Consider the following 22,023-nt stretch of genomic DNA (forward strand, 5'->3'; position numbering starts at 1 on the left):
CAGAATCGGCGCCCTCGTCGCCATAATCCAAAGGCGCAACCCCATTCACAAAATGTGGCAGTTGAGGGTATCCTAAGAAAGATTTGCTTTGCAGGACCTGTCCATCCGATGAACGCCGAGTCTTCCGCCCTATCTCGCCCTCTTTATGAAAAGGCGTCCACACCCGAGGAAATCCAGTCCAACCTTGCGGACATCCATCATCGTATCGAGGCGGCCTGCGCACGCTGCGGGCGTGCACCTTCTTCGGTGCGCCTGCTCCCTGTCAGCAAAACCGTGGACGAGTCCCACATCCGCATGGCGTACGACTCCGGCTGCCGGCTCCTAGGCGAAAACAAAGTCCAAGAGGCGTTCGGGAAATGGGAATCCATGACCGACCTCACGGACCTGCACTGGGCAATCATCGGTCATCTGCAAACCAACAAGGCAAAATTCGTGGCGCGCTTTGCGCACGAGTTCCAGGCGCTCGACAACCTCAGGGTGGCCGAAGCGCTCGATCGTCGGCTGCAGGAAGAAGGCCGCAACCTGGACGTCTTCGTTCAGGTCAATACGTCGCACGAAGAAAGCAAATTCGGTCTTGCACCGGCTGACGCCCTGGCCTTCGCCAAGGCCTTGCCGGCTTACAGCGCGCTCAAAGTGCGCGGCCTCATGACGCTGGCACTGTTTTCAGCCGACCAGGCACAGGTCAGGCCATGTTTCGTGCGCCTGCGTGAGCTGCGTGACCAACTGCGCCAAGACGCACCGCAAGGTGCCGCATTTGCAGAACTCTCGATGGGCATGTCCGGAGATTTCGAATGGGCCATCGAAGAAGGCGCCACCACGGTGCGCGTGGGGCAGGCCATTTTTGGTTCACGCAACAAACCCGACAGCTACTATTGGCCCGAAGACCGCAAGGCCTGATCCGGACGACGCATTCATGGAAGCGACCTCCTCCCTCAAAAGCTTGCCTCACCTTCTGATTGCCTGTGCGCTCTGCGTGCTGCTCGCGGCCTGTGCCAGCGCCCCGCCCCACCCCGACGCAGCCCGCACGACTACAAAACCAAAGGTCACGCTGCGCCCGGTTCAAATCGACGCAGACCAGCGCGCCAACGTCATCATGACAGCCCTGAGCCTGCTTGAAACCCGATATCAATGGGGGGGCTCGAACTTCCGACAGGGATTCGATTGCAGCGGGCTGGTGAAATACGTCTTTGCGCAAGCCACCGAGGCCGATCTGCCGCACAACACGGCACAAATTGCACGGATCAGCCGGCCTATTCCTCGTGACCAGTTGCAGCCCGGCGACCTGGTCTTCTTCAATACCACCGGCCAACCCAACTCCCACATGGGGATCTACCTGGGCCAGAACCGGTTCATCAACGCGCCCTCGACCGGAGGTCAAGTCCGGGTGGACAGCCTCAACAACGCTTACTATCGGCGGCACTTCGAGTCCGTCAGGACGCTGTTCGCGCGCTGAATACACGCCTTGCCTGCAAAGCGAAGGCACAGCCCGTGCCTTCGCCATAGGCTGTGCCTTCGCGTCAGGGACCGTTATGACTTGGCGGACTCTTTGGCGCCCTTGTGATGTTTTTCCCAGCGTTGCGCCAGTTTCTGGCGCTGTTCGGGTGTGAGCACCGCACGAATCTGCGCCTGAGTCTCGGCGCGCAATAGTGCCAACTGCGATTCGGCCGCGCCCACGGCATTGGCTGCCTGCTGCGCCTTGGCCTGGTCAAAGGTATCGGCAGTGGTCACCTCGCGCAACGACTTGGCCGCCAGCTTCAGGGCCTTGTGTTGATCGTAAAACGCCGGAGCCTGGTCATGCCGAATCTTGAAGATCTGGTCTTGCTGGGCTTGGGTGAGGTTCAGTTTGCGCAGCATGGGGCTGCCCCAGCCGTCGTGCCCATGGTGACCATGATGCATCATCCTCTGATGCTGCTGGGCTCCGCCATCCTGACCCGCCATGGTGCCTCCCTGGGTAGCAGCCTGTGCGGCCAGCGGAGCAGCAGCGATTGCAGCCACCAGCGCGAGCGTGGAATAAGTGCGTGTGAAGGTAGAAGCCATGTTGTCCATCCTTGAGTCGGTGCGGCTTCAGGGTGAAACCGCAATGTGACCAGATTACGGTTCAACTGCGGCGCAAGCGTGGACGGATTGTGGAGACATCATGGAGATTCGTCAGCATCCGCCAACAGATCCAACCGGTACCCCACTCCGTACACGGACCGGATGAGATCGCGGCCCGGACGTACGCTCGCAAGCTTGCGACGCAGATTCTTGATGTGGCTATCCACCGCACGATCCGTCACCACCCTATGATCATCGTACAGGCCATCGAGCACCTGATCGCGGGAAAAGATCCGCCCCGGGTGGCTGGCCAGCAGTGCCAGCAGGCGGAACTCCACCGGCGTCAGATCCAGCGTGACACCATCAAGGCGCGCGCGGTAGGCGGACGCATCCACCTCGAGTCCATCTGTTTCTCCCGTGAGCGCGGCCAATGGCTGAGCCTGCGTGCGCCTCAGGACGGCCTTGACTCGCGCCACAACCTCACGCGGGCTATAGGGCTTGCAGATGTAATCATCCGCGCCCAATTCCAGCCCAATCAGACGGTCGATCTCCTCGGTGCGCGCCGTGACCATAACGATGGGAATCGCCATCTGCGCCCGAAGATCGCGGCAGACGTCGAGGCCATCGCGCCCCGGCAGCATCAGGTCGAGCAGCACGAGATCAGGCGGGGCCTCGTGTACCGAAGCCATCACATCAAGCCCATTGGCGACCCAGACGACCTCATAGCCCGCTGCCTCGAGATACGTACGCAGAACCCCCGCCAGCTTGGGTTCATCCTCGACGACTAGAATTCGCATCTTCTTTTACTCCTCGTCCGGCGCATAGACCGGCCATTCCACCCTGATTGCCACACCGCCCAGGTCAGACGCCAACGCTCGGATCTGCGCACCATGCGCCTGAGCAATGTGGCGACAAATTGCCAGGCCCAGACCGGCGCCACCATGCTCGCGACTGCGGGACGCTTCGACACGATAGAGTCGCTCGAACAGCCGCGGCAGCTGATCGGGCGCTACCCCCGGGGCACTGTCGGCCACCTCGAGCATCAAGCCGGGACCCACTTGGCAGGTCCTGACGCGAACCTGTCCGGGTGCATCGGTATACCGCAAGCTGTTTTCCAGCACGTTGGCGAGCAGCTGAGAGAGGCGCCGCTCGTCGCCCTGAATCATCAGCCCGGGTTCGAGCTGGGCGTCGATTTCAAGCCCTCGGCGCATAAACCGTTCGCGCACTGCATCGACCGCCCGAGCCACAACCTCCGACAAATCCACCGCCTGCATGTGATAGTTCAACGCCCCGGCATCGGCGAGCGACAGTTCGTACAGATCGTCGATCAGTTGGCTGAGCTGCCCCACCTCGTGTGCCAGAGAGGCCAGCGCACTTTGATCCAGCGGCCTGAGGCCATCCTGCAGGGCCTCGATTTCACCTCGTAACACAGCCAGTGGCGTGCGCAATTCGTGAGAGACGTCTGCCATCCATTCACGCCGCAGACGCTCGTTGCGCGCCAGGCTATGCGCAAGACGATTGAAGTCCAGAGCCAACCGCCCCAGTTCATCGCGCGTCCCCACCTGTACCCGCGTCCCGTAATCGCCGCTGGCCAGCCTGTGAGTGGCCTGTGCCACGCGCCGCACAGGCACCAGCAAAATGCGGGCCAGCCAAAGACTGACGAGCGCTGCGAGCAGCACCGACAGCCCCACAATGATCCAGGTCGCCCGAAGCTGACGGGCCTGAAACTCGCGGTCAATCTCGTCGTTGATCACCATGGGCACCAAAGGCGGGCTCACCAGCAACCCGACCGTTTGATCGTCCACTTTGACGGGGTAATGTCGCCACCCCGGCCCCGGATGCAATTTGGGGCCTGCCAGCCACCGCATGTCCACGTCCACCAGCATGACCCGAAAGGGCGGCAAGCGGGCCGATCCAGGCCCTGGGGCGGGCATCTCGCGGCGCGACAAACGCAGGCTCCGCCACCAGCGCTGATGATCGCGCTGCAGAAACCGCCAGCTGCCTGCCTCGGCGTATTCGATTGCCAGCGTCTGCGCCAGGTCGTCGAGGCGTTGATGTTCACGTTCCTGGATGTAATCGTCGAACCCACTGTCAAAGCTGTAGCGAACGGCCCCCCCCATGGCCAGGGCGACGACGATACAGGTCGCGAGCAGCGCCAGAAACAACTTGAATGTAATGCTGGTTCGCACGTATTCTTCCCGACTATGAAAACACGCTCCACCTCTGACGACATCGTCATATCGGTCACCGGCCTGAGCAAGACCTACGCCAGCGGCCTCCACGCGTTGGACCACATCGATCTGGACATCCGGCGTGGCGAGATCTTCGCGCTGCTGGGCCCCAACGGCGCAGGCAAGACCACACTCATCAGCATCCTGTGCGGCCTGGTCAACCCCGGCCCCGGCACCGTGCAGGTGGACGGACACGATATCGTACGCGACTACCGCGCCGCACGTGCAAGGATCGGGCTGGTTCCCCAAGAGCTCACCAGCGACGCCTTCGAGACGGTCTGGAACACAGTGAGCTTCACACGAGGACTGTTCGGCAAAGCCCCCGACCCCGCCTGCCTGGAACGCATTCTGCGCGCCCTCTCGCTGTGGGACAAGCGCGACAGCAAGCTGTACGCGCTTTCAGGTGGCATGAAGCGACGTGTCATGATCGCCAAAGCGCTGTCTCACGAGCCCCCGGTGCTGTTCCTGGACGAACCGACGGCCGGCGTGGACGTGACCCTGCGCAAAGACATGTGGAGTCTGGTCCGTTCCCTGAGAGCCACTGGCGTCACCATCATCCTGACGACCCACTACATCGAAGAAGCCGAAGAGATGGCCGACCGTGTCGGCATCATCAATCATGGCAAGCTGTTGCTGGTGGAAGAAAAAGAGCAACTCATGCAGCGCCTGGGTCAAAAGCAGCTCATCATCCATCTGCGCGAGGGCTTGACCGAAATCCCCGCCAGTTTGAAGCACTGGGCGCTGGAACTGGCCCACGAGGGGCAGGCCCTGCACTACCGCTACGCGTCCGCTCAGGCAGGTGCGAGTATTCCCGCGTTGATCGCCGACCTGCAGGCGGCAGGCGCCTGCATCGAAGATCTCGAAACAGAGCAAAGCAGTCTGGAGGAAATTTTCGTGACACTGACTCAGGAGGCCGCATGAACCTGCGTGCGATTGGCGCCATCTATCGCTACGAGATGGCCCGCACCGGACGCACCCTGATGCAAAGCATCATTGCTCCCGTGATCTCCACATCCCTGTACTTCGTCGTCTTCGGCACTGCCATCGGATCGCGCATCCAGAGCATCGGCCAGGTGAGCTACGGAGCGTTCATCGTACCGGGACTCATCATGCTGTCGCTCCTGACGCACAGCATTTCCAACGCGGCCTTTGGCATTTATTTCCCGAAGTTCACGCACACCATCTACGAAGTCCTGTCGGCACCTGTGTCTTACCTGGAAATCTTGTTAGGCTACGTGGGTGCCGCCGCGAGCAAATCGATCGCTCTGGGGCTCATCATCCTGGCGACGGCCGCGCTCTTCGTGCCGCTGCGCATCGACCATCCGGTCGCCATGCTGGGCTTCATGGTGCTCACCGCCTTCACCTTCAGCCTGTTGGGATTCATCATCGGGATCTGGGCCGACAACTTCGAGAAGCTGCAATTCGTGCCGCTGCTCATCGTCACTCCGTTGACGTTTCTGGGTGGCAGCTTCTATTCCATCGACATGTTGCCACCCTTCTGGCAAAAGGTGACGCTCTTCAATCCGGTCGTGTACCTCATCAGCGGGTTTCGCTGGAGCTTCTACGGGCTGGCCGACGTCGGTGTCTGGTTGAGCCTGGGCATGACCACCTTGTTTCTGGTCATCTGCCTGGCTATCGTCGCCATGATCTTTCGGACCGGCTACCGACTGCGGCCCTGACCTTGAAGTCGCTCAGGCAGCAGGCGAGTCTTGTACCTTGCGAAGACGCTCGCGGCTGTTCGCCAGATGAATCCGCATGGCTGCCCGGGCACCATCCGGGTCCCGGCGCCGCACGGCCGCAAAAATATCTTCGTGCTCAAGATGAACACGGCTCAGATAACCCGCCCGGTTGACCTCAGCCAGGGTGGCTGAATCCACGCGAGCGCGTGGGATCATGGATCGCCCCAACTGCGCGAGAATATCGTGAAAATACCGATTGCCCGTCGCCATTGCCAACTGCAGATGGAAAGCCCTATCGGAGGCCACCGCGTCGGCATCATAACGATGTGACAGGCGCAAACCCTGTGCAAAGCCATCCAGCGTTTCACGCAAGCCCTGCAATTGGGCTTCAGTACGGCGCACAGCAGCCAGGCCCGCTACCTCAGTCTCGAGACTGATCCGGAGTTCTAATATGGCCATCACGTCGAGCACAGTCAGCACGTGGTGCGTCTGGATACGCACCTGCTGCTCGCGACTGGCCTCGAGCAGGAAGGTGCCGATCCCGCGCCGCGTCTCCACCAGGCCAGCTGCCTGCAGGTGCGAGACCGCCTCGCGTACCACCGTTCGGCTGACCTCGAACTGGACCATCAGGGCCGATTCAGTCGGCAGTTTCTCGCCCGCATGAAACTCACCTTGACGAATCCGATCAGAGAGCGCGTCTACGACACTTTGCGTCAGGTTGCGCGCCCGCCGATTCGGAATCGCCAGCATGAGGCCGCTCAGGAACCGTTGGCCAGAACCTGAGAGCTCAGATCACTTCCGTGATATTTCTTGTATACGGTGTTGAGCTCGCCGTTCTTGAGGTTGGCATGAACCCAGTTGTCAACCCATGCCTTGAGCTTGGGCGTGTTCTTGGGCATGACGATCCCCAGCATGAACTCATGCTGCACGAACTTCGTCTCGTAAGGGTCGCTCTTGAGCTTCTTGTTGACCTCTGCCACGTTGGGCCATTGCGACGAGATGGCCTGCACCTGCTTCGAGGCGGCTGCCGTCACAAGCGTCGCATCATCTTCGTAGCGGCGGATGTTCGCGTCTGAAGCATTTTTAGTGATGTCCGTGTCGTTGACGGTGGCTCGCGTCACGCCAATCTTGACGCCTTTAAGATCTTTGTAGTCCTTGATCTTCAGCTCTTTTGGAGCCGCCACGATGATCTGCAAGGAAGCGTATGGCACGGAGAAATCCACGACCTTGGCACGCTCGGGCGTGATGGACAGGTTGCAGACGCAGATATCAGCCTTGTCGGTCTGAATGGTAGGGATACGGGCCGCATTGGTGATGGGTACGAATTGCAGCTTTACGCCAAGATCCTTGGCCAGCAGCTCGGCCGTGCTGACGTCCGAGCCCTCGGGCTTCATCTGGGCATTGGCATAGCTGAACATTGGCACCCCCATGGCAATCGCCACGCGAATCACCCCATCTTTCTTGATCTGATCCAGATCTGCGGCCTGCACAGCCGTCGCACCGAAGGCCATCAGGCTCAAACCGGCCAACACCACCAGTGTTTTCTTCTTGAACATCATCTTCATCTCCTTACGGTTGTCCCAGAGCGCTCGCAAGCCCTCTCTTTTTTCTACAGGCCGTTGCCTATGAAATCCTGCAATTCTTTCGTCTTGGGCTCGACCAGGATATCTGGCCCGCCCCTTTCCCAGACCTGGCCCTCGTGCATGAAGACGATCAAGTCGGCCACGCGCCGCGCAAAGGCCATCTCGTGCGTGACCAACACCATGGTCATGCCGCCTTCGGCCAGCTTCTCGATCACCTTGAGCACTTCACCCGTCAGCTTGGGGTCCAATGCCGAGGTCACCTCATCAAACAGCATGACCTGCGGCTCCATGGCCAGTGATCGGGCAATCGCCACACGTTGTTGCTGTCCCCCCGAGAGCTGCTCGGGATAGCTGTCGTATTTTTCGAGCAGCCCCACGGTCTCGAGCACCTGACGTGCACGTTCTTCGCAAGCCTTGCGCGACAGCTTTCGCACATGGCGCAGCGCCAGCATGATGTTGCGTCCCACCGTCAGGTGCGGGAACAGGTTGTAGCTCTGGAAGACAATACCTACGTCTTTACGCAATTGTTCCAGCGCGACCTTGGGGCCGCCAAGATGGTGTCCACAGACCTCGATGCTGCCGTCGTCGATCACCTCGAGGTGGTCGATGCAGCGCAGCGCAGTACTCTTGCCCGAGCCGCTCTGGCCAATAATGGCCACGACCTGCCCACGTTCGATGTCGAAGGACACCCCTTTGAGAACCTGATTCTGTCCAAAGCTCTTGTGGACATTCTGCAGACTAACGACGACTGACATTCAGCTTCCTTTCCATGGACCGGCTCCACCGTGAAAGCGGATAGCACAGCAAAAAATAAAACCCACCCACCAACGCGAAAACCAGGAAGGGTTGAAAGAGCGAGTTATTGATGATCTGGCCCGCCCGAGTGAGTTCCACAAACCCCACCACAGACGCCAGCGACGTGGACTTGATGACCTGCACCAGAAACCCCACCGTGGCCGGAAGCGACAGCCGTACCGCCTGCGGAATCACTACCAGAAGCAGCGACTGCCAACGTGAAAGCCCCAGGCACTCTGCCGCTTCCCATTGCGTCTTCTCGACGGATTGCACGCTGCCACGCCAGATTTCACCCAGGAACGCACTCACGTACACCATGAGCGCCACTCCAGCCGCCAGAAGCGGAGGCACGTTGATTCCAAAGATGCCCACGCCGAAATAGACCACGAACAGCAACACCAGGAGCGGAATGCCTTGAATCGCCTGGATGTAAAGCGCCACCACGGCACGCACGAGCGCAAAGCTGGAGACCCGCGCCAGCATGACGGCAAAGCCCGCCAGCGACCCCAGCACGAAAGACAGGGCAGACAACACCAGAGTCCAGCCCAAGCCTTTGAGGAGATAGAGAAATTGAATCCAGGTGAAATGATCCATAGCGCTTCCTTAGGCCGCCTTGCGTTGCAACCGGGTAACACGTGCGGCATGCGCCACGACCCAGCGCCGACGAAAAAGCGCCAGGCCTGCAACCGCAAACAAGCCCTTGAGAAGCACCGCCAGAACCAGGTAGAGGCCCGCCACCACGATGTAGGTCTCCAGTGACAGGAAAGTGATGGATTGCACGTTGCTGGCAATGCCCGTGAGTTCCTCAGCCGAAATCTGCGACGTAATGGAGGACATCAGCATCATCAGGACGAACTGGCTCGTGATCGATGGATAGACCTTTTCGAAGGCCGGCAACATGACCACATGCCAGTAAATGCGGGGCCGCGACAGACCAAGGCATTCGGCGGCCTCGATCTGCCCCGGGGGGACCGCGTCCATGCCGGCCCGAATGATTTCGGCAGAATAGGCGCCTACGTTGATCACCATGGCAATCACGGCGGCCAGATTGGCCGACATGGTGTAGCCCAGGCTGGAGAGCCCGAAATAGAAGATAAATATCTGCACCAGAAACGGTGTATTGCGGACCGTCTCTATGTAGGCGCCACATACCGTCGAGAGCCAGTGCACCTGGCCACGACGCCCAATGGCACACAACACGCCGAGAATGAGACCAAACACCGTAGAGGCGAGGGTCAGCTCCAGCGTCGTTACGGTACCCGCAAGGAACATGTTCCAGTAAGGCAGCAAACCCGCGAAGTTGAAGGTGTAGTTCACCGGAGGTTCCTGGCGATTTGAATTACATTAGGTAAGACGTCGTACTTTAGCGATGCCTATTTGGCGGGTGCGAAAGGGCCTTGTGCGGTGAAGACGCCGCCCTGATAGGTAGCCACGGGCGCATCGGCGGCCGGCATGGGCTGCTGCTCGATCTTGTCGCGGTAGATCTCGGACGTATCTTGTGGCTGAAACCCCAGATGCGCCGCCATGCGGTTGTCCCACCAGACCTCTTTGTTGTTCGACATGCCAAAGACGATGGTATGGCCGATATTCGGTGTGAAGAGACCGCGCCGGATGAGCTCGGTCAGGTCACGCGCACTGAGCCAGATATGCATCATGCGGCGATCTTTAGGCTCCGGGAAGCATGAGCCAATGCGGATGGAGAGTGTCTCGATGCCATAGCGGTCATGGTAGAAGCTGGCCATGGCCTCACCGTAGACCTTGGACAGGCCATAGTAGCCGTCAGGCCTAGTCGGCATGCTGGCATCCAGGTGATCCGTCTGCTTATAGAACCCTATGGCGTGGTTGGAACTGGCAAAGATGACGCGCCGCGCGCCGTGCTCGCGCGCAGCCTCATAAACGTTGAAAATGCCCTTGATATTGGCCTCGAGGATTTCTTCGAATGGGCGTTCGACCGATACCCCGCCCATGTGGACGATGGCATCGCAACCCCGCACGAGTTCGCTGACTGCCTGACGATCGGAGAGATCACAGGGGACGACTTCTTCACCGTCCTGCGCCTCACCCAGTCCCTGGATGTCGGACAAGCGCAAGATGCGCGCCATGGGTTTGAGCGTCTCGCGCAGCATGCGCCCCAACCCCCCTGCAGCCCCTGTCAATAGAAGCCGTTCACACTTGCCATCTGCCACTTCACTCTCCTGCGGAAATCACGGAATTCATTGTGATATGTCATCGTATAACCTGAAATCCGTGATAACCCTAGTGAAGCACATCACTCACGGCCGATGCAGGGTTGTCTTGTCAAAGATGTCTAATAAGGCAGGGATGCCACCCGATTGGGCAGCACCCGATCCGCGTTTGGCATGTGGAGCACTACATGACGTTTCCTCTCTATACCATTGGCCACTCGACCCACGATCTGCCCTCCTTCGTGGCCCTGTTGCAAGAAAGCAAGATTGCACTCCTGGTCGACATCCGTACGGTCCCCAGATCCAGGACCAACCCTCAATTCAACCGGGACACCCTGCCGGAGTCGCTGGAGCCGTTTCAGATTGCGTATCGTCACATGGAATCGCTGGGTGGTCTGCGCGGAAAATCCAAAACCATCGGACCAGAGATCAACGGCTTCTGGGAAAACGAGAGCTTCCATCACTACGCCGACTACGCGCTCACGGAATCCTTCGGACAAGGGCTGGGAGAACTGATCACCACAAGCCAGAGGCAGCCGACCGCGATCATGTGCTCAGAGGCCGTCTGGTGGCGCTGCCACCGTCGTATCGTGACAGACTACTTTCTGGCGCGGGACATCCCCGTTTTTCACATCATGGCGGCTCATCATGTCGATCTCGCGCACCTGACCCCCGGTGCGCGCATCCGCGACGATCTGACGGTGGTCTATCCGCCGCAAGCCCCGCAACTACCGGCTAAATGACAGAGTTTCAAACCCTTACACATATCCCGAAAAAAACGGCAGACTCCAGTGAACCTTTCACAGGCATGAGCGTCATAGCGCGAGGTGGTTCTTTTCCACCAGCCCGGACGCAAGGGGCGCCCGGACATCCTATGGAGTCCATGTCATGATGACACGTTCCCGCATTGCTCTTTTGTCTGCTTGCTCGGCAATTGCCCTGAGCCTCGCCGCCTTCACGCCGACCTACGCGGCCGAAGCGCCCGCCACCGCACCTGCCGCTGCCATGCACCATACGGCAAAGCAGGCCACCAAACACCACGTCAAGGCGAAAACACACAAGATGGCCAAGCATCACAAGGCTGCCAAGAAGCACACAACTACCAAGAAGTAAGGTAGTCAACCTGATGGGCAAGGACCGGCGCAAGCCACCGATACCGCTCTCAGGTTCGAATTTCATACCAAACGCCGTAGACAAAAGTCTGCGGCGTTTGCTTTTCACATCCGATACACTGGGCACTTCGCTCCACTCCGGTCCCATGAGCCTCGCATGCACCTGCAACGCAACGCGCTCCATAACGAACTGCACGCCCGCCCTTCGACCTATTTCGACGCTCCAGCTCAGGTATTCCATCTGGCGTTTCTCGACGAGCACGATGCTGCCGGGGCCATCATTCGCACGCTCTGCAAGCGGCACATTGCCTTGGCGGACCCCGGCGAGCCTCAAGGCGAGTTTCCCGTCGGTAGCGCCCGCCTCAAATGGGAACGCCACACTGAATTCCTGACCCTCACTCTGGTCATGCCGGGCGCTCAACCGGTGCCCTGGCCCGCCCTACCTCCCGTGCTGGCTGAAATCGCCGAAACCTACAGCACGCTGCTGATCAACGCCGACCAGATTCAGGTCGAATCTGAAGACACCTGGAGCGGCAACATCGATACCTACGGATTTCACGACCCTGTGGGCTCGAATCTGGACGACGGCAAAGCCACTGTGTGGAGCGACCTGCGCCTGAACGGGAACGGACTCAACCACATCCTGGTGCTCAACCGTCAGTTCGACAGCCGCCGCCTGGGTCGCGTGGTGCGGCGCCTGCTGGAAATCGAAACCTACCGCCTGGTGGCCTCGCTGACACTCCCCGTGGCGCGCGCGCTGTCAGGAGAACTGCGACACTACGAAAATGAACTGGTGGAACTATCGGACGCCAACGCCACGACCGACAGCCACGATGCCAAGGCATTGCTCGAGCGCATTACCCAGCTATCGGCACGCGTGACACAGACCCGGGCACGCACCCGACTGCGCTTCAGCGCCACCGAGGCCTACTCTCAGCTCGTGTTCGAACGCATCGACGACCTGCATGAAAGCCGGACTGGCGATTGCCAGCAGCTGGGCACTTTCATAGCGCAGCGGTTTCGGCCTACCGTGAGATACTGCGCTTCGACAGACCAACGGCTGGCTCGAATCGGCGACGCCGTCGCGCAGCTTGGCAATCTGCTGCAGGCCCGCATCCAGGTCGAAATGGAAGCGCAGAACAGTCAAATTCTGCACAGTCTGAGCACACGCGCCGACACGCAGATCAAGATCCAGAAGGCGGTAGAAGGTCTCTCTATCATTGCCATTAGCTACTACCTGTTCAACCTGTTCAAGCTACTCTACGAAAGCCTGGTGACTCTGGGCACATCGATCACGCCGCGCACCGCCTTGCTGGCGGGAGCCCCCATTGCACTGATCATGATTGGCGCCATCTTGCACCAGATTCACAATACTCGCCGCCACTGACCCACGCTTGCGCTCATGCCCACCCTACATTTCCGCAGTTTCCTTCTGTTGCTCACAGCGGTGTCGATCGCCTTCGTCAGCATCCTGCTGCCGTACTACCCTGCCATCTTCTGGGGCAGCGTATTGGCGGTGATCTTCAGCCCCGTCCACAGAAGACTGCACCACGCATTCGGTGGGCGACATCCCAGCCTGGCCGCATTTCTCACCGTGCTGTGCATCACGCTGATCGTGATCCTGCCACTCATCTTCATCGCCGGCGCACTGACGACTGAAGTCGCTGGCCTCTACAGCCGGATTCACTCGGGGCAGCTGAACCTGGTTCACTATTACGAGCAGATCACTGCAGCCCTGCCCCCCTCTTTGCAAGGGTGGCTGGATTCCATCGGCCTCGGCGATCTGCTCAGCATCCGTGAAAAATTGTCAGTCGGCGCCCTGCAAGGCAGCCAATTTCTGGCCAAGCAGGCGGTCAGCATCGGCCAGAACACATTCGGCTTTGTCGTCGGCCTGGGCATCATGCTGTACCTGTTGTTTTTCCTGCTGCGAGACGGTCCTTCCATGGTGCCGACGCTCAAGCGCCTGATTCCTCTCGAAGACGCCCACCGCCGCGACCTTTTTCAAAAATTTGCGACGGTCGTGCGCGCCACGGTCAAGGGAAACATCGCCATTGCGGCCACCCAAGGGTTGCTCGGGGGCCTGATGTTCGCTTTCTTGGGTATCCAGGGCGCCTTGTTCTGGGGTGTGCTCATGGCCTTCCTGTCCCTGCTGCCCGCAGTGGGCGCCTCGTTGATCTGGGTGCCAGTGGCCGTCTACTTCCTGGTCACGGGCGCTTATTGGCAGGGCATCGTACTGACTTTATTTGGCGTGTTGGTGATTGGCCTCATCGACAACATCCTGCGCCCCATTCTCGTAGGCAAGGACACCAAGCTGCCAGATTACGTAGTCCTGATTTCGACCCTGGGCGGGCTCTCCGTCTTCGGCCTCAACGGCTTCGTCATCGGCCCGCTCTTCGCGGCACTGTTCATGGCCTGCTGGGACCTGTTCCCCGAAGCCGTCGCGGCTCATCGCCAGACGCAGACTGAGGATGACACCTCCGAGACTCCTGCATCCGAACCGTAGTGCCAACGCCGCTTCTGCAAGCTGGCCCAATCCATGTATAATTGCTGGCTTTGGTAGAGGCGGCATCGTCACTTGCTACCAATAGATCATGGGCTGCAGCGCCCACGATTGCCGGCTTAGCTCAGTTGGTAGAGCAGCTCATTCGTAATGAGAAGGTCGAGGGTTCGACTCCTTTAGCCGGCACCAATTCAATGCACAGGCCACTTGATCTCAAGTGGCCTGTGCATTTTGCCTTGCCGCAGAGCGAAATCCAGTAACATGGTCCTCATCTCATCGACGAGGCCACTTCCGCATGTCAGGCAGCACCTTCCAGCCCATCATCCAATCTCTGCTGGACACCGATCTGTACAAGTTCACCATGTGGCAGGCCATGCTGCACCGTCATCCGGCTGCACAGGCGGAATACCGCTTCATCTGCCGCACGAAACCGTTGCGCCCACTGGCTACACTGGTCGCCGACGTGCGGGAACAGATCGACCACCTGTGCTCACTACGATTTCAACAGGACGAGCTTGATTACCTGGGGTCACTGCGGTACATCAAGTCCGACTTCGTCGATTTCCTGTCGCTGTTTCATTTCCAGCGCCGCTTCATCGAAGTCGAAACCGACGGCGAACATCTGAGCATCGTCGCACGGGGGCCGCAAGTGCATGTCATGGCCTTCGAAATCTTTGTGCTGGCCATCGTCAACGAACTGTACTTCCGACCCTATCAGACGCCCGACGTGCTGGCGGAAGGACGCAGGCGCCTGCAGGCCAAGATCGACCTGCTGCTGGAATTCTCGCGTGAACCGGCGCGCCGCTTCCCGCTGCAAATTTCTGATTTCGGCTTGCGCCGGCGTTTCTCACGCACATGGCAGTCCGAGGTTCTTAAGACCCTGCGCGAACAGGTCCCGGACTACGTCACCGGAACCTCTAATGTGGCGCTTGCCCGCGATTGCGGTTTCACCCCCGTGGGAACCATGGCGCACGAGTACCTGCAGTCCTACCAGGCCTTTGGCAAAGTGAGGCTGCGAGACTTCCAACGGACGGCGCTCGAAGACTGGGTACAAGAGTACCGGGGCGATCTGGGCATCGCCCTCACGGACGTCGTGGGCATGAAGGCCTTCCTGGCGGACTTCGACCTCTACCTGGCCAAACTTTTCGACGGTCTCAGGCACGACTCAGGCGATCCCATCGCCTGGGGAGAACAGGCCCTTGCACACTACAAGGCCCTGCGCATAGACCCAGCGACCAAGCGCTTCGTATTTTCAGACGGGCTCGATCTGCCTCAGGCGCTGCGCATCTATCGACACTTTGCCGATCGCGTTCAACTGGGTTTCGGCATTGGAACCAACCTGAGCAACGACCTCGGGCCAGAGCCACTGAACATCGTCATGAAACTGTTCTATTGCAACGGCATGCCAACCGCCAAACTGCCTGACAGCCCAGGCAAGGTGCATTGCACCGACGCAACCTTCCTGGCCTATCTACGGCAAGTGTTTGGGCGCGACGATGCGCTTTCAACAATCGCCCAGGCCTGACTGCTGCGCCTGTCGGGTGTTCTTCAAATAGGGCCAGCCTTCCGCTGGCCCTCATACCTCAAAGGCTCAGGCCGTCCCGCCCACAGTCAGCCCGTCGATGCGTAAGGTAGGCATCCCCACCCCCACAGGAACACTCTGCCCTTCCTTGCCGCACGTACCCACCCCGGAGTCCAGCTCCAGGTCATTGCCTATCATGCCGATGCGGCTCATGGCCTCAGGACCGCTCCCGATCAAGGTCGCTCCCTTGACGGGATACGTGATCTTGCCATTTTCAATCAGGTAGGCCTCGGACGCGGAAAACACGAACTTACCGCTGGTGATGTCGACCTGTCCTCCACCAAAATTGACGGCATAAAGGCCACGATCGACGGACGCGACGATTTCCTTTGGGTCGTCCCGGCCGGCCAGCATATAGGTATTGGTCATCCGCGGCATGGGCAGAAAGGCGTACGACTCGCGCCGGCCATTGCCCGTGGGCGCCTGCTTCATCAGGCGGGCATTGAGCGAATCTTGCATATAGCCTCGCAACACGCCGTCTTCAATGAGCACGTTATGTTGTGTGGCGTGGCCTTCGTCGTCTACGTTCAAGGACCCGCGCCGCCCCGACAAGGTGCCGTCGTCGACTACCGTGACTCCACGCGAGGCCACTTGCTCGCCAATACGGCCAGAGAACACGCTGGAGCCCTTGCGATTGAAATCTCCTTCAAGACCATGTCCCACGGCCTCATGCAGCAAGATACCTGGCCATCCGGAGCCCAACACCACCGTCATCTGGCCTGCCGGGGCTGGCCGGGCCTCAAGATTGACGCGCGCTTCGTGCACCGCGCGCTGGACGTAACCTCGCAGAATCTCGTCCGTGAAATACTCCAGCCCCGTACGCCCGCCACCGCCTCCGTGCCCCATTTCGCGACGCCCGGCGCGTTCGGCGATCACCGTAAGGGACAGGCGAACCAGCGGCCGCACGTCTGCTACCAGACGACCATCGCTCCCCGCAACGAGAATCACATCGTATTCGGCAGCCAGTCCCGCCATCACCTGAATGATTTCAGGATCGGCCGCCCGTGCCATACGCTCGACGCGTTCGAGCAGCGCGACCTTGTCGGGAGCGGTCAGAGAGTCGACTGGATTCACGGCCGCATACAAATGATGCGGCGTGGCCGGCATTCCGGACACCTTGCGCCGACCCGCTCCTTGGCGCCCGATGGTGCGCACAGCGCGAGCTGACGACATCAACGCTTCGGGAGACAGGCTGTCAGAGTAGGCGAACGCGGTTTTCTCACCGCTGATGGCACGGACCCCCACCCCCTGGTCGATGGAGAAACTGCCCGTCTTGACGATGCCTTCTTCGAGGCTCCAGCCTTCGGAGCAACTGTACTGAAAATACAGGTCGGCATAATCGACCCGACGGGTATGGATCTCGGAAAGCGCCCGTGCCAGATGCGACTCATCCATTCCCCAGGGCTGGAGAAGCAGAGACTGTGCCGTGTTCAGGGCGTCGAGGCCCGGTTCGCGCATATTCATGAAACAATACCTCAAAACATTACATGACCCGATGACGCAGGGCTGGCAGCGACTCGCGCACGGACCGGACTCGTTCCGGATCGATGGTCCCCATTGCCAGACCTGCACCTTCAGGCAGACAACTGATGATTTCTCCCCAGGGATCAATCAACATCGAATGCCCCCAAGTGCGGCGGCCGTTGTCATGCCGGCCGCCCTGCGCACTTGCAAGCACATAGCATTGGTTCTCAATGGCTCGTGCACGTAGCAATACTTCCCAGTGTACAGAACCCGTGGTGTACGTAAAAGCGGCCGGCAACACCAAAAGCTGCACGTCGCCTTGTGCGCGAAACAATTCAGGGAATCGCAAATCGTAGCAAATCGCCAGCGCGATACGACCGATGGGAAGATCGAATACCTGGGGTGATTGATCTCCCGGGCGAATGGTCCTGGACTCATCATAAGATTCTGAATTTCGACTGAAACTGAAGAGATGAATCTTGTCATAACGAGCGCATGGCTTTCCCTTGGGGTCAAACACGAGGCATGAGTTGTAAATACGATCCGCGTCCGGGCTTTGCAACGGAATCGTGCCGCCTACCAGCCAAATGCCGTACCGCCTGGCCTGGCCTGCCAGAAACAATTGAATCGGCCCTTCACCCGGCTTTTCAACCACGCCCAGCTTGTCTTTCTCGTGCTGGCCCAGAATGCAAAAATACTCCGGCAAAACAACCAGCTTCGCGCCCGCCGTTGCCGCCGCCTGTATCCAATGAGCAGCCTGATCCAGGTTCTGCTCGACAGAAGAGCCAGAAACCATTTGAACGGCAGCGACCTTCATCGCACTTTGCAATTCATCCATCACATCTCCATCCACCTACGCAAGCCGGGATCAAATTCGTCACACAGAAATTACACACGCATTATGCGCTGTGTTTAAAATGGTCCCCGGCCGAAGCATTCGGATTGATTCCACTATTTAAATTGACGGAGCCCTTAATGACCCGTACCAGCTACACGACTCAGAAATCCCGCCTCGAGAAAGAAATCTCGAAACTTCAAAAACAGATGCAAACCCTACAAGCGAAACAACGTCGCCCGATTTTGACGTCCATCGTGCGTTCCATGCGCGAATACTCGATCACCCCAGAAGAAATCACAGCTGCTTTCAGCCAAAAATCAGCCGGTCGCCGTGTCGGGACCACCAATAAGGCAACGGCCACCAAACGCGTCATCCCGCCAAAATATCGCCACCCGGACACCGGGGCCACCTGGACAGGCCGGGGCAAGCCCCCGCGCTGGGTCAGTGATGCAGAGGCTGCCGGCACGCCACGCACCAGCTTTCTGATCCAGGCCGCCTGAATCATCGCACTGGATACCGTACCTGGATGACTTCGCCATTGCGACCCGGAAAATGGTCGAACAAGGCGCGAGCCAGGTACGGCATGGCAGCACCCAGTTGATCCCTGCCGTTCGTCGCCACGGCCGTGGCGCGATAGACCTCGTGTCCCTGCTGTGAGCGATCATCGATCCGCACAGAAAGCGTCATGCGATACACGTCTACCACCACGTTCTGGACCATAGGCGCGTACCCCCACCGCCACGGCCTGTAAAACGGGCCCGGGCCATAGTAGTAGGGGTCCACAGGGCGCTGCTCCCAAACCCGTTCTCGGGGGCTGGAATAATCCATGTGCACCACAAAGCGAGCCTGCGCCTCGTTGGAGGCTTCGACCAGGCCCGTGGGGCCCAGCGCTGCACGCACGGCATCGGCGTAGGTCTGGAACTGAAGGTTATTCTGCTGTGCCTTATCGGGTTTGATCCAGTAGCTGGCTCCGTCGGCATTCTGTGGCCACTGTTCGAAACGAGATACTTGCGCTGAAAAAACAGTCGCACATCCGCTCATGGCCAGGATCAAAAGCACCGACAAGAGCCAACGCCCTACGACGCTCCCCTGTCTGCACAAGGATTGGAACTCACGATTCATACTGCGGGCCCGACGGCTACGTTTGCAACGACTCCATCATAGGCTGTCCCCACTTTTCAGGATAGCCACCCGTAGCACACAGATACAGCCGCAACCCACTCAAACCTCTGCCGATGGACGCGGACAAGCCGACTACAATATCGACATTCAGCAGCTCTTTTCGGGACCATTCAATGCGCACAGATATTGCCCAGACCATCCACCGGCAGGATTACAGTCCCTACCCCTATCGCTTGCCCTCGGTTCGCCTCGAATTTGACCTGGACGCCCAAACTACACGGGTTGCCTCAGAACTGCATTTCGAACCCGCCACCCACGAAAATCCGGCTCTGGTACTGCACGGTGAAGACCTCGAGCTTCTGGAAGTCCAGCTCAATGACCGGGTTCTTTCGTCCAGCGAATACCATCTCGACGAAGAAACGCTGCACATTGAATCACCCGAAATGTGCAAACCCTTTCGCTTGCGGATTACGAATCTTTGTCACCCGGCCCAGAACACGAAGCTCATGGGCCTTTATGTGTCAGGTGACCAACTTTTCACGCAATGCGAAGCCCAGGGCTTTCGCCGCATTACCTGGTTCCCGGACCGCCCCGACGTCATGTCCCGCTACGAGGTCGTGCTGCGCGGCACTCCCAAAACCTATCCCCTCATGCTCTCAAACGGCAACCTGATCGAGCAGACGACGCTCGCCGACGGCCGCGCCCAGGCTGTATGGCAAGATCCGCACCCCAAACCCTGCTACCTGTTCGCCCTGGTGGCAGGCGACTTCGACTGCCTGGAACAAACTGAAATCACGCGCAGCGGTCGGACTGTTCTGCTGCAGGTCTACAGCGACCGTGGCTACCGTGAACAGACACACTGGGCCATGGGCTGCCTGGTGCGAGCCTTGCACTGGGACGAGCGCCGTTTCGGCCTGGAACTGGATCTGGACCGCTTCATGATCGTCGCAGCTCGCGACTTCAACATGGGGGCCATGGAGAACAAAGGCCTCAACGTCTTCAACGCGGCTTACGTGTTGGCCAACCCTGCTACGGCAACGGACGCCACCTACCGGCGCATCGAGGCCGTGATCGGCCACGAATACTTCCATAACTGGACGGGGGACCGGGTCACGTGCCGCGACTGGTTCCAGCTCTCTCTCAAAGAGGGGCTTACGGTATTTCGCGAACAGGAATTCTCGGCCGACATGCTGGCCGAAGGCTTGCCCGCGCACGAAGCCGCCAGCGCCCGCGCCGTCAAGCGCATCGAAGACGTTCACACGCTGCGCGTGGCGCAGTTCCCCGAAGACGCGGGGCCCATGGCACACCCCATCCGCCCCGACAGCTATCAGGAAATCGCCAATTTCTACACCCCCACGGTGTACGAAAAAGGGGCAGAAGTCATCCGCATGCAACACACCCTGCTGGGCGAAGCCGGGTTCCGCGCTGGAATGGACGAGTACTTCCGCCGCCACGACGGGCAAGCCGTGACCTGCGACGACTTCGTCGCCGCCATGGAATCCGTCTATACGGCGCAGCACCCGGGTCACGACTTCGCAGTGTTCCGCCGCTGGTATTCACAAGCAGGAACGCCGCGAGTCCAGGTCCAGAGCCACTACGACGCAGCGGCTCATCGCCTGAAAATCACTCTATCGCAACACTGCGCTCCAGTCGGACTGGAAACGCGCCACGCTCCTGTGGACACCAAGCCGCCACTGCATATTCCGCTTGCGATCGGCCTGCTCGACGAATCCGGCCAGGCGATTCCCATCCATTCGGATGAAGCCACGCAAGACACGGTGATTCTGGAGCTCAAGGACTCATCACACACATGGACGTTTGAGAAGATCCCTACACGCCCCATCTTGTCACTGGCGCGCGGCTTCTCCGCACCTGTCATTTTGCTGGCTGAACGCAGCGAACAGGATCTGGCTCTGCTCGCACGCCACGATACGGACCCATTTGCACGCTGGGACGCCACGCAAGAAATCGCGCACCGCTACCTGAGCAAAAGCATCCGTGCGCATCGCAACAACGCACCAGTGCCTGACGCGAAGACGCTGCTGTCGGTCTGGCGCGCGGCGTTGGACGACGCTTCGCTCTCGCCGGCCTACAAAGTGCAGTTGCTGAGCCTCCCTGCACGGCGTGAAGTCATGGAGCGCAACGAGCCCCTGGACCCACAGGCGGTGGTGGCCGCATGGCAACATGCGCAGCAGACCCTGGGTGCCGGGCTGGCCTTGCAATGGCAGCAAGTCTACGAATCCATGGCCGACGGCGACGATCAGCCCTATTCACCCGATCCGGTCTCGTCGGGCCGACGCAGCCTGCGCAATCTGGCGCTCGACTACCTTCTTGCAACACAGGCCCCTCAAGCCGCCCAGCAGGCGCGCGCGCAGTACGAACAGGCGCGCAACATGACCGAAAGCCTGGGGGCCCTGACTTCATTGCTGAACCATGCCCCCCAACAATGCGCCGACCTCGTGAAGGACTTTCACGACCGTTGGCATACCGACCCGCTGGTCCTGGACCGATGGTTCGGGGCACAGGCCAGCGCCGATTCCGGTACGGTCGCCGACGTGCGCAGACTCATGTCCTTGCCCGACTTCGTCCTGCGCAATCCCAATCGGGCACGTTCGGTGATCTTCCGCTTCTGCATGGAAAATCACGCAGCCCTGCACACCCCCCAAGGATACGAATTCTGGGCTGAACAGGTTCTGGCACTGGATCAGATCAACCCCGAGGTCGCCTCGCGTCTTTCACGGGCCTTTGACAACTGGGCTCGCCATGAACCCACTGCCCGCAAGGGGATGCAGGCGGCCCTGAAACGGGTACTCGAACACCCCGGGCTTTCACGCAACGTCCACGAAATCGTTTCTAAGGCGCTGGGCGTCTAAATCATTTTGACCAAGGATCCA

Annotated in this window: 23 protein-coding genes and 1 tRNA gene; 12 read left to right on the top strand and 12 right to left on the bottom strand. The window is 59.7% G+C overall.

Annotation, left to right across the window (positions count from 1 at the left end; all coding sequences use genetic code 11):
• Positions 1-108: 108 nt before the first annotated feature.
• Complete coding sequence (locus VF285_RS05965) at positions 109-897, top strand: YggS family pyridoxal phosphate-dependent enzyme (RefSeq protein ID WP_346951707.1); 789 nt, start codon at positions 109-111, stop codon at positions 895-897.
• Positions 898-913: 16 nt separating this feature from the next.
• Positions 914-1,453, top strand: coding sequence for a C40 family peptidase (locus VF285_RS05970; RefSeq protein WP_346951708.1), 540 nt, complete (start codon positions 914-916; stop codon positions 1,451-1,453).
• Positions 1,454-1,527: 74 nt separating this feature from the next.
• Here the strand turns inward: VF285_RS05970 and VF285_RS05975 are convergent, their stop codons facing one another.
• The 3 genes from VF285_RS05975 to VF285_RS05985 form a co-directional block, all read right to left on the bottom strand.
• Positions 1,528-2,037, bottom strand: a complete 510-nt coding sequence (locus VF285_RS05975) for a Spy/CpxP family protein refolding chaperone (protein ID WP_346951709.1) — start codon at positions 2,035-2,037, stop codon at positions 1,528-1,530.
• Positions 2,038-2,135: 98 nt separating this feature from the next.
• A complete protein-coding gene (locus VF285_RS05980; RefSeq protein ID WP_346951710.1) occupies positions 2,136-2,834 on the bottom strand; it encodes a response regulator in 699 nt (232 codons plus the stop codon).
• A gap of 6 nt (positions 2,835-2,840) precedes the next feature.
• Positions 2,841-4,226, bottom strand: a complete 1,386-nt coding sequence (locus VF285_RS05985) for an ATP-binding protein (protein WP_346951711.1) — start codon at positions 4,224-4,226, stop codon at positions 2,841-2,843.
• A 15-nt stretch (positions 4,227-4,241) separates the two neighbouring features.
• Between VF285_RS05985 and VF285_RS05990 the strand changes: the two genes are divergently transcribed.
• A complete protein-coding gene (locus VF285_RS05990; protein ID WP_346951712.1) occupies positions 4,242-5,189 on the top strand; it encodes an ABC transporter ATP-binding protein in 948 nt (315 codons plus the stop codon).
• A complete protein-coding gene (locus VF285_RS05995; RefSeq protein WP_346951713.1) occupies positions 5,186-5,947 on the top strand; it encodes an ABC transporter permease in 762 nt (253 codons plus the stop codon). Before VF285_RS05990 ends, VF285_RS05995 begins: the two co-directional genes overlap by 4 nt.
• A 12-nt stretch (positions 5,948-5,959) precedes the next feature.
• On the opposite strand, the gene VF285_RS06000 is transcribed toward VF285_RS05995, so the two are convergent.
• The 6 genes from VF285_RS06000 to VF285_RS06025 are packed head-to-tail and all read right to left on the bottom strand — an operon-like array spanning position 5,960 to position 10,511.
• Positions 5,960-6,697, bottom strand: coding sequence for a FadR/GntR family transcriptional regulator (locus tag VF285_RS06000; RefSeq protein ID WP_346951714.1), 738 nt, complete (start codon positions 6,695-6,697; stop codon positions 5,960-5,962).
• Between the two features lie 8 nt (positions 6,698-6,705).
• Positions 6,706-7,506 carry a transporter substrate-binding domain-containing protein gene (locus tag VF285_RS06005; RefSeq protein WP_346951715.1) on the bottom strand — a complete coding sequence of 267 codons (801 nt, stop codon included), beginning with the start codon at positions 7,504-7,506 and terminating at the stop codon, positions 6,706-6,708.
• 50 nt (positions 7,507-7,556) lie between these two features.
• A complete protein-coding gene (locus VF285_RS06010; RefSeq protein ID WP_346951716.1) occupies positions 7,557-8,285 on the bottom strand; it encodes an amino acid ABC transporter ATP-binding protein in 729 nt (242 codons plus the stop codon).
• Positions 8,269-8,919 (bottom strand): amino acid ABC transporter permease, encoded by a 651-nt coding sequence (locus VF285_RS06015; protein WP_346951717.1) that lies wholly within the window; start codon positions 8,917-8,919, stop codon positions 8,269-8,271. Before VF285_RS06015 ends, VF285_RS06010 begins: the two co-directional genes overlap by 17 nt.
• Positions 8,920-8,928: 9 nt before the next feature.
• Positions 8,929-9,642, bottom strand: coding sequence for an amino acid ABC transporter permease (locus VF285_RS06020; RefSeq protein WP_346951718.1), 714 nt, complete (start codon positions 9,640-9,642; stop codon positions 8,929-8,931).
• Between the two features lie 56 nt (positions 9,643-9,698).
• Positions 9,699-10,511 (bottom strand): NAD(P)-dependent oxidoreductase, encoded by an 813-nt coding sequence (locus VF285_RS06025; protein ID WP_346951719.1) that lies wholly within the window; start codon positions 10,509-10,511, stop codon positions 9,699-9,701.
• Between the two features lie 188 nt (positions 10,512-10,699).
• Here VF285_RS06025 and VF285_RS06030 point away from each other — a divergent pair, with 188 nt between their 5' ends.
• The 6 genes from VF285_RS06030 to pncB all read left to right on the top strand — a co-directional run bounded on the left by VF285_RS06030 (position 10,700) and on the right by pncB (position 15,648).
• A complete protein-coding gene (locus VF285_RS06030; protein ID WP_346951720.1) occupies positions 10,700-11,254 on the top strand; it encodes a DUF488 domain-containing protein in 555 nt (184 codons plus the stop codon).
• A 145-nt stretch (positions 11,255-11,399) separates the two neighbouring features.
• A complete protein-coding gene (locus VF285_RS06035) occupies positions 11,400-11,624 on the top strand; it encodes a hypothetical protein (protein ID WP_346951721.1) in 225 nt (74 codons plus the stop codon).
• 156 nt (positions 11,625-11,780) lie between these two features.
• The gene (locus tag VF285_RS06040) at positions 11,781-13,010 is read left to right on the top strand and encodes a DUF3422 domain-containing protein (RefSeq protein ID WP_346951722.1); all 1,230 of its coding nucleotides are present in this window, start codon (positions 11,781-11,783) and stop codon (positions 13,008-13,010) included.
• A 15-nt stretch (positions 13,011-13,025) separates the two neighbouring features.
• Positions 13,026-14,126: an AI-2E family transporter gene (locus VF285_RS06045; RefSeq protein ID WP_346951723.1), complete on the top strand. Its 1,101-nt coding sequence runs from the start codon at positions 13,026-13,028 to the stop codon at positions 14,124-14,126.
• A 110-nt stretch (positions 14,127-14,236) separates the two neighbouring features.
• Positions 14,237-14,312, top strand: a tRNA-Thr gene (locus VF285_RS06050).
• A 106-nt stretch (positions 14,313-14,418) separates the two neighbouring features.
• Positions 14,419-15,648 carry a nicotinate phosphoribosyltransferase gene (pncB, locus tag VF285_RS06055; protein WP_346951724.1) on the top strand — a complete coding sequence of 410 codons (1,230 nt, stop codon included), beginning with the start codon at positions 14,419-14,421 and terminating at the stop codon, positions 15,646-15,648.
• 66 nt (positions 15,649-15,714) lie between these two features.
• Here pncB and tldD read toward each other — a convergent pair whose 3' ends face one another.
• Positions 15,715-17,169 (bottom strand): metalloprotease TldD, encoded by a 1,455-nt coding sequence (gene tldD / locus VF285_RS06060; RefSeq protein ID WP_346951725.1) that lies wholly within the window; start codon positions 17,167-17,169, stop codon positions 15,715-15,717.
• A gap of 19 nt (positions 17,170-17,188) precedes the next feature.
• Complete coding sequence (locus VF285_RS06065) at positions 17,189-18,022, bottom strand: carbon-nitrogen hydrolase family protein (RefSeq protein ID WP_414648080.1); 834 nt, start codon at positions 18,020-18,022, stop codon at positions 17,189-17,191.
• 122 nt (positions 18,023-18,144) lie between these two features.
• Here VF285_RS06065 and VF285_RS06070 point away from each other — a divergent pair, with 122 nt between their 5' ends.
• Entirely contained in the window at positions 18,145-18,507 is a 363-nt protein-coding gene (locus VF285_RS06070) for an H-NS histone family protein (protein WP_346951727.1), read from the top strand.
• A 1-nt stretch (position 18,508) separates the two neighbouring features.
• Here the strand turns inward: VF285_RS06070 and VF285_RS06075 are convergent, their stop codons facing one another.
• Positions 18,509-19,129 carry a DUF4136 domain-containing protein gene (locus VF285_RS06075; RefSeq protein ID WP_346951728.1) on the bottom strand — a complete coding sequence of 207 codons (621 nt, stop codon included), beginning with the start codon at positions 19,127-19,129 and terminating at the stop codon, positions 18,509-18,511.
• A 173-nt stretch (positions 19,130-19,302) separates the two neighbouring features.
• On the opposite strand from VF285_RS06075, the gene pepN reads away from it, so the two are divergent.
• A complete protein-coding gene (gene pepN / locus VF285_RS06080; RefSeq protein ID WP_346951729.1) occupies positions 19,303-22,002 on the top strand; it encodes an aminopeptidase N in 2,700 nt (899 codons plus the stop codon).
• Positions 22,003-22,023 lie beyond the last annotated feature (21 nt).

Origin of the sequence: Castellaniella sp. (assembly GCF_036379515.1) — a bacterium.
Lineage (GTDB): Bacteria > Pseudomonadota > Gammaproteobacteria > Burkholderiales > Burkholderiaceae_B > Castellaniella.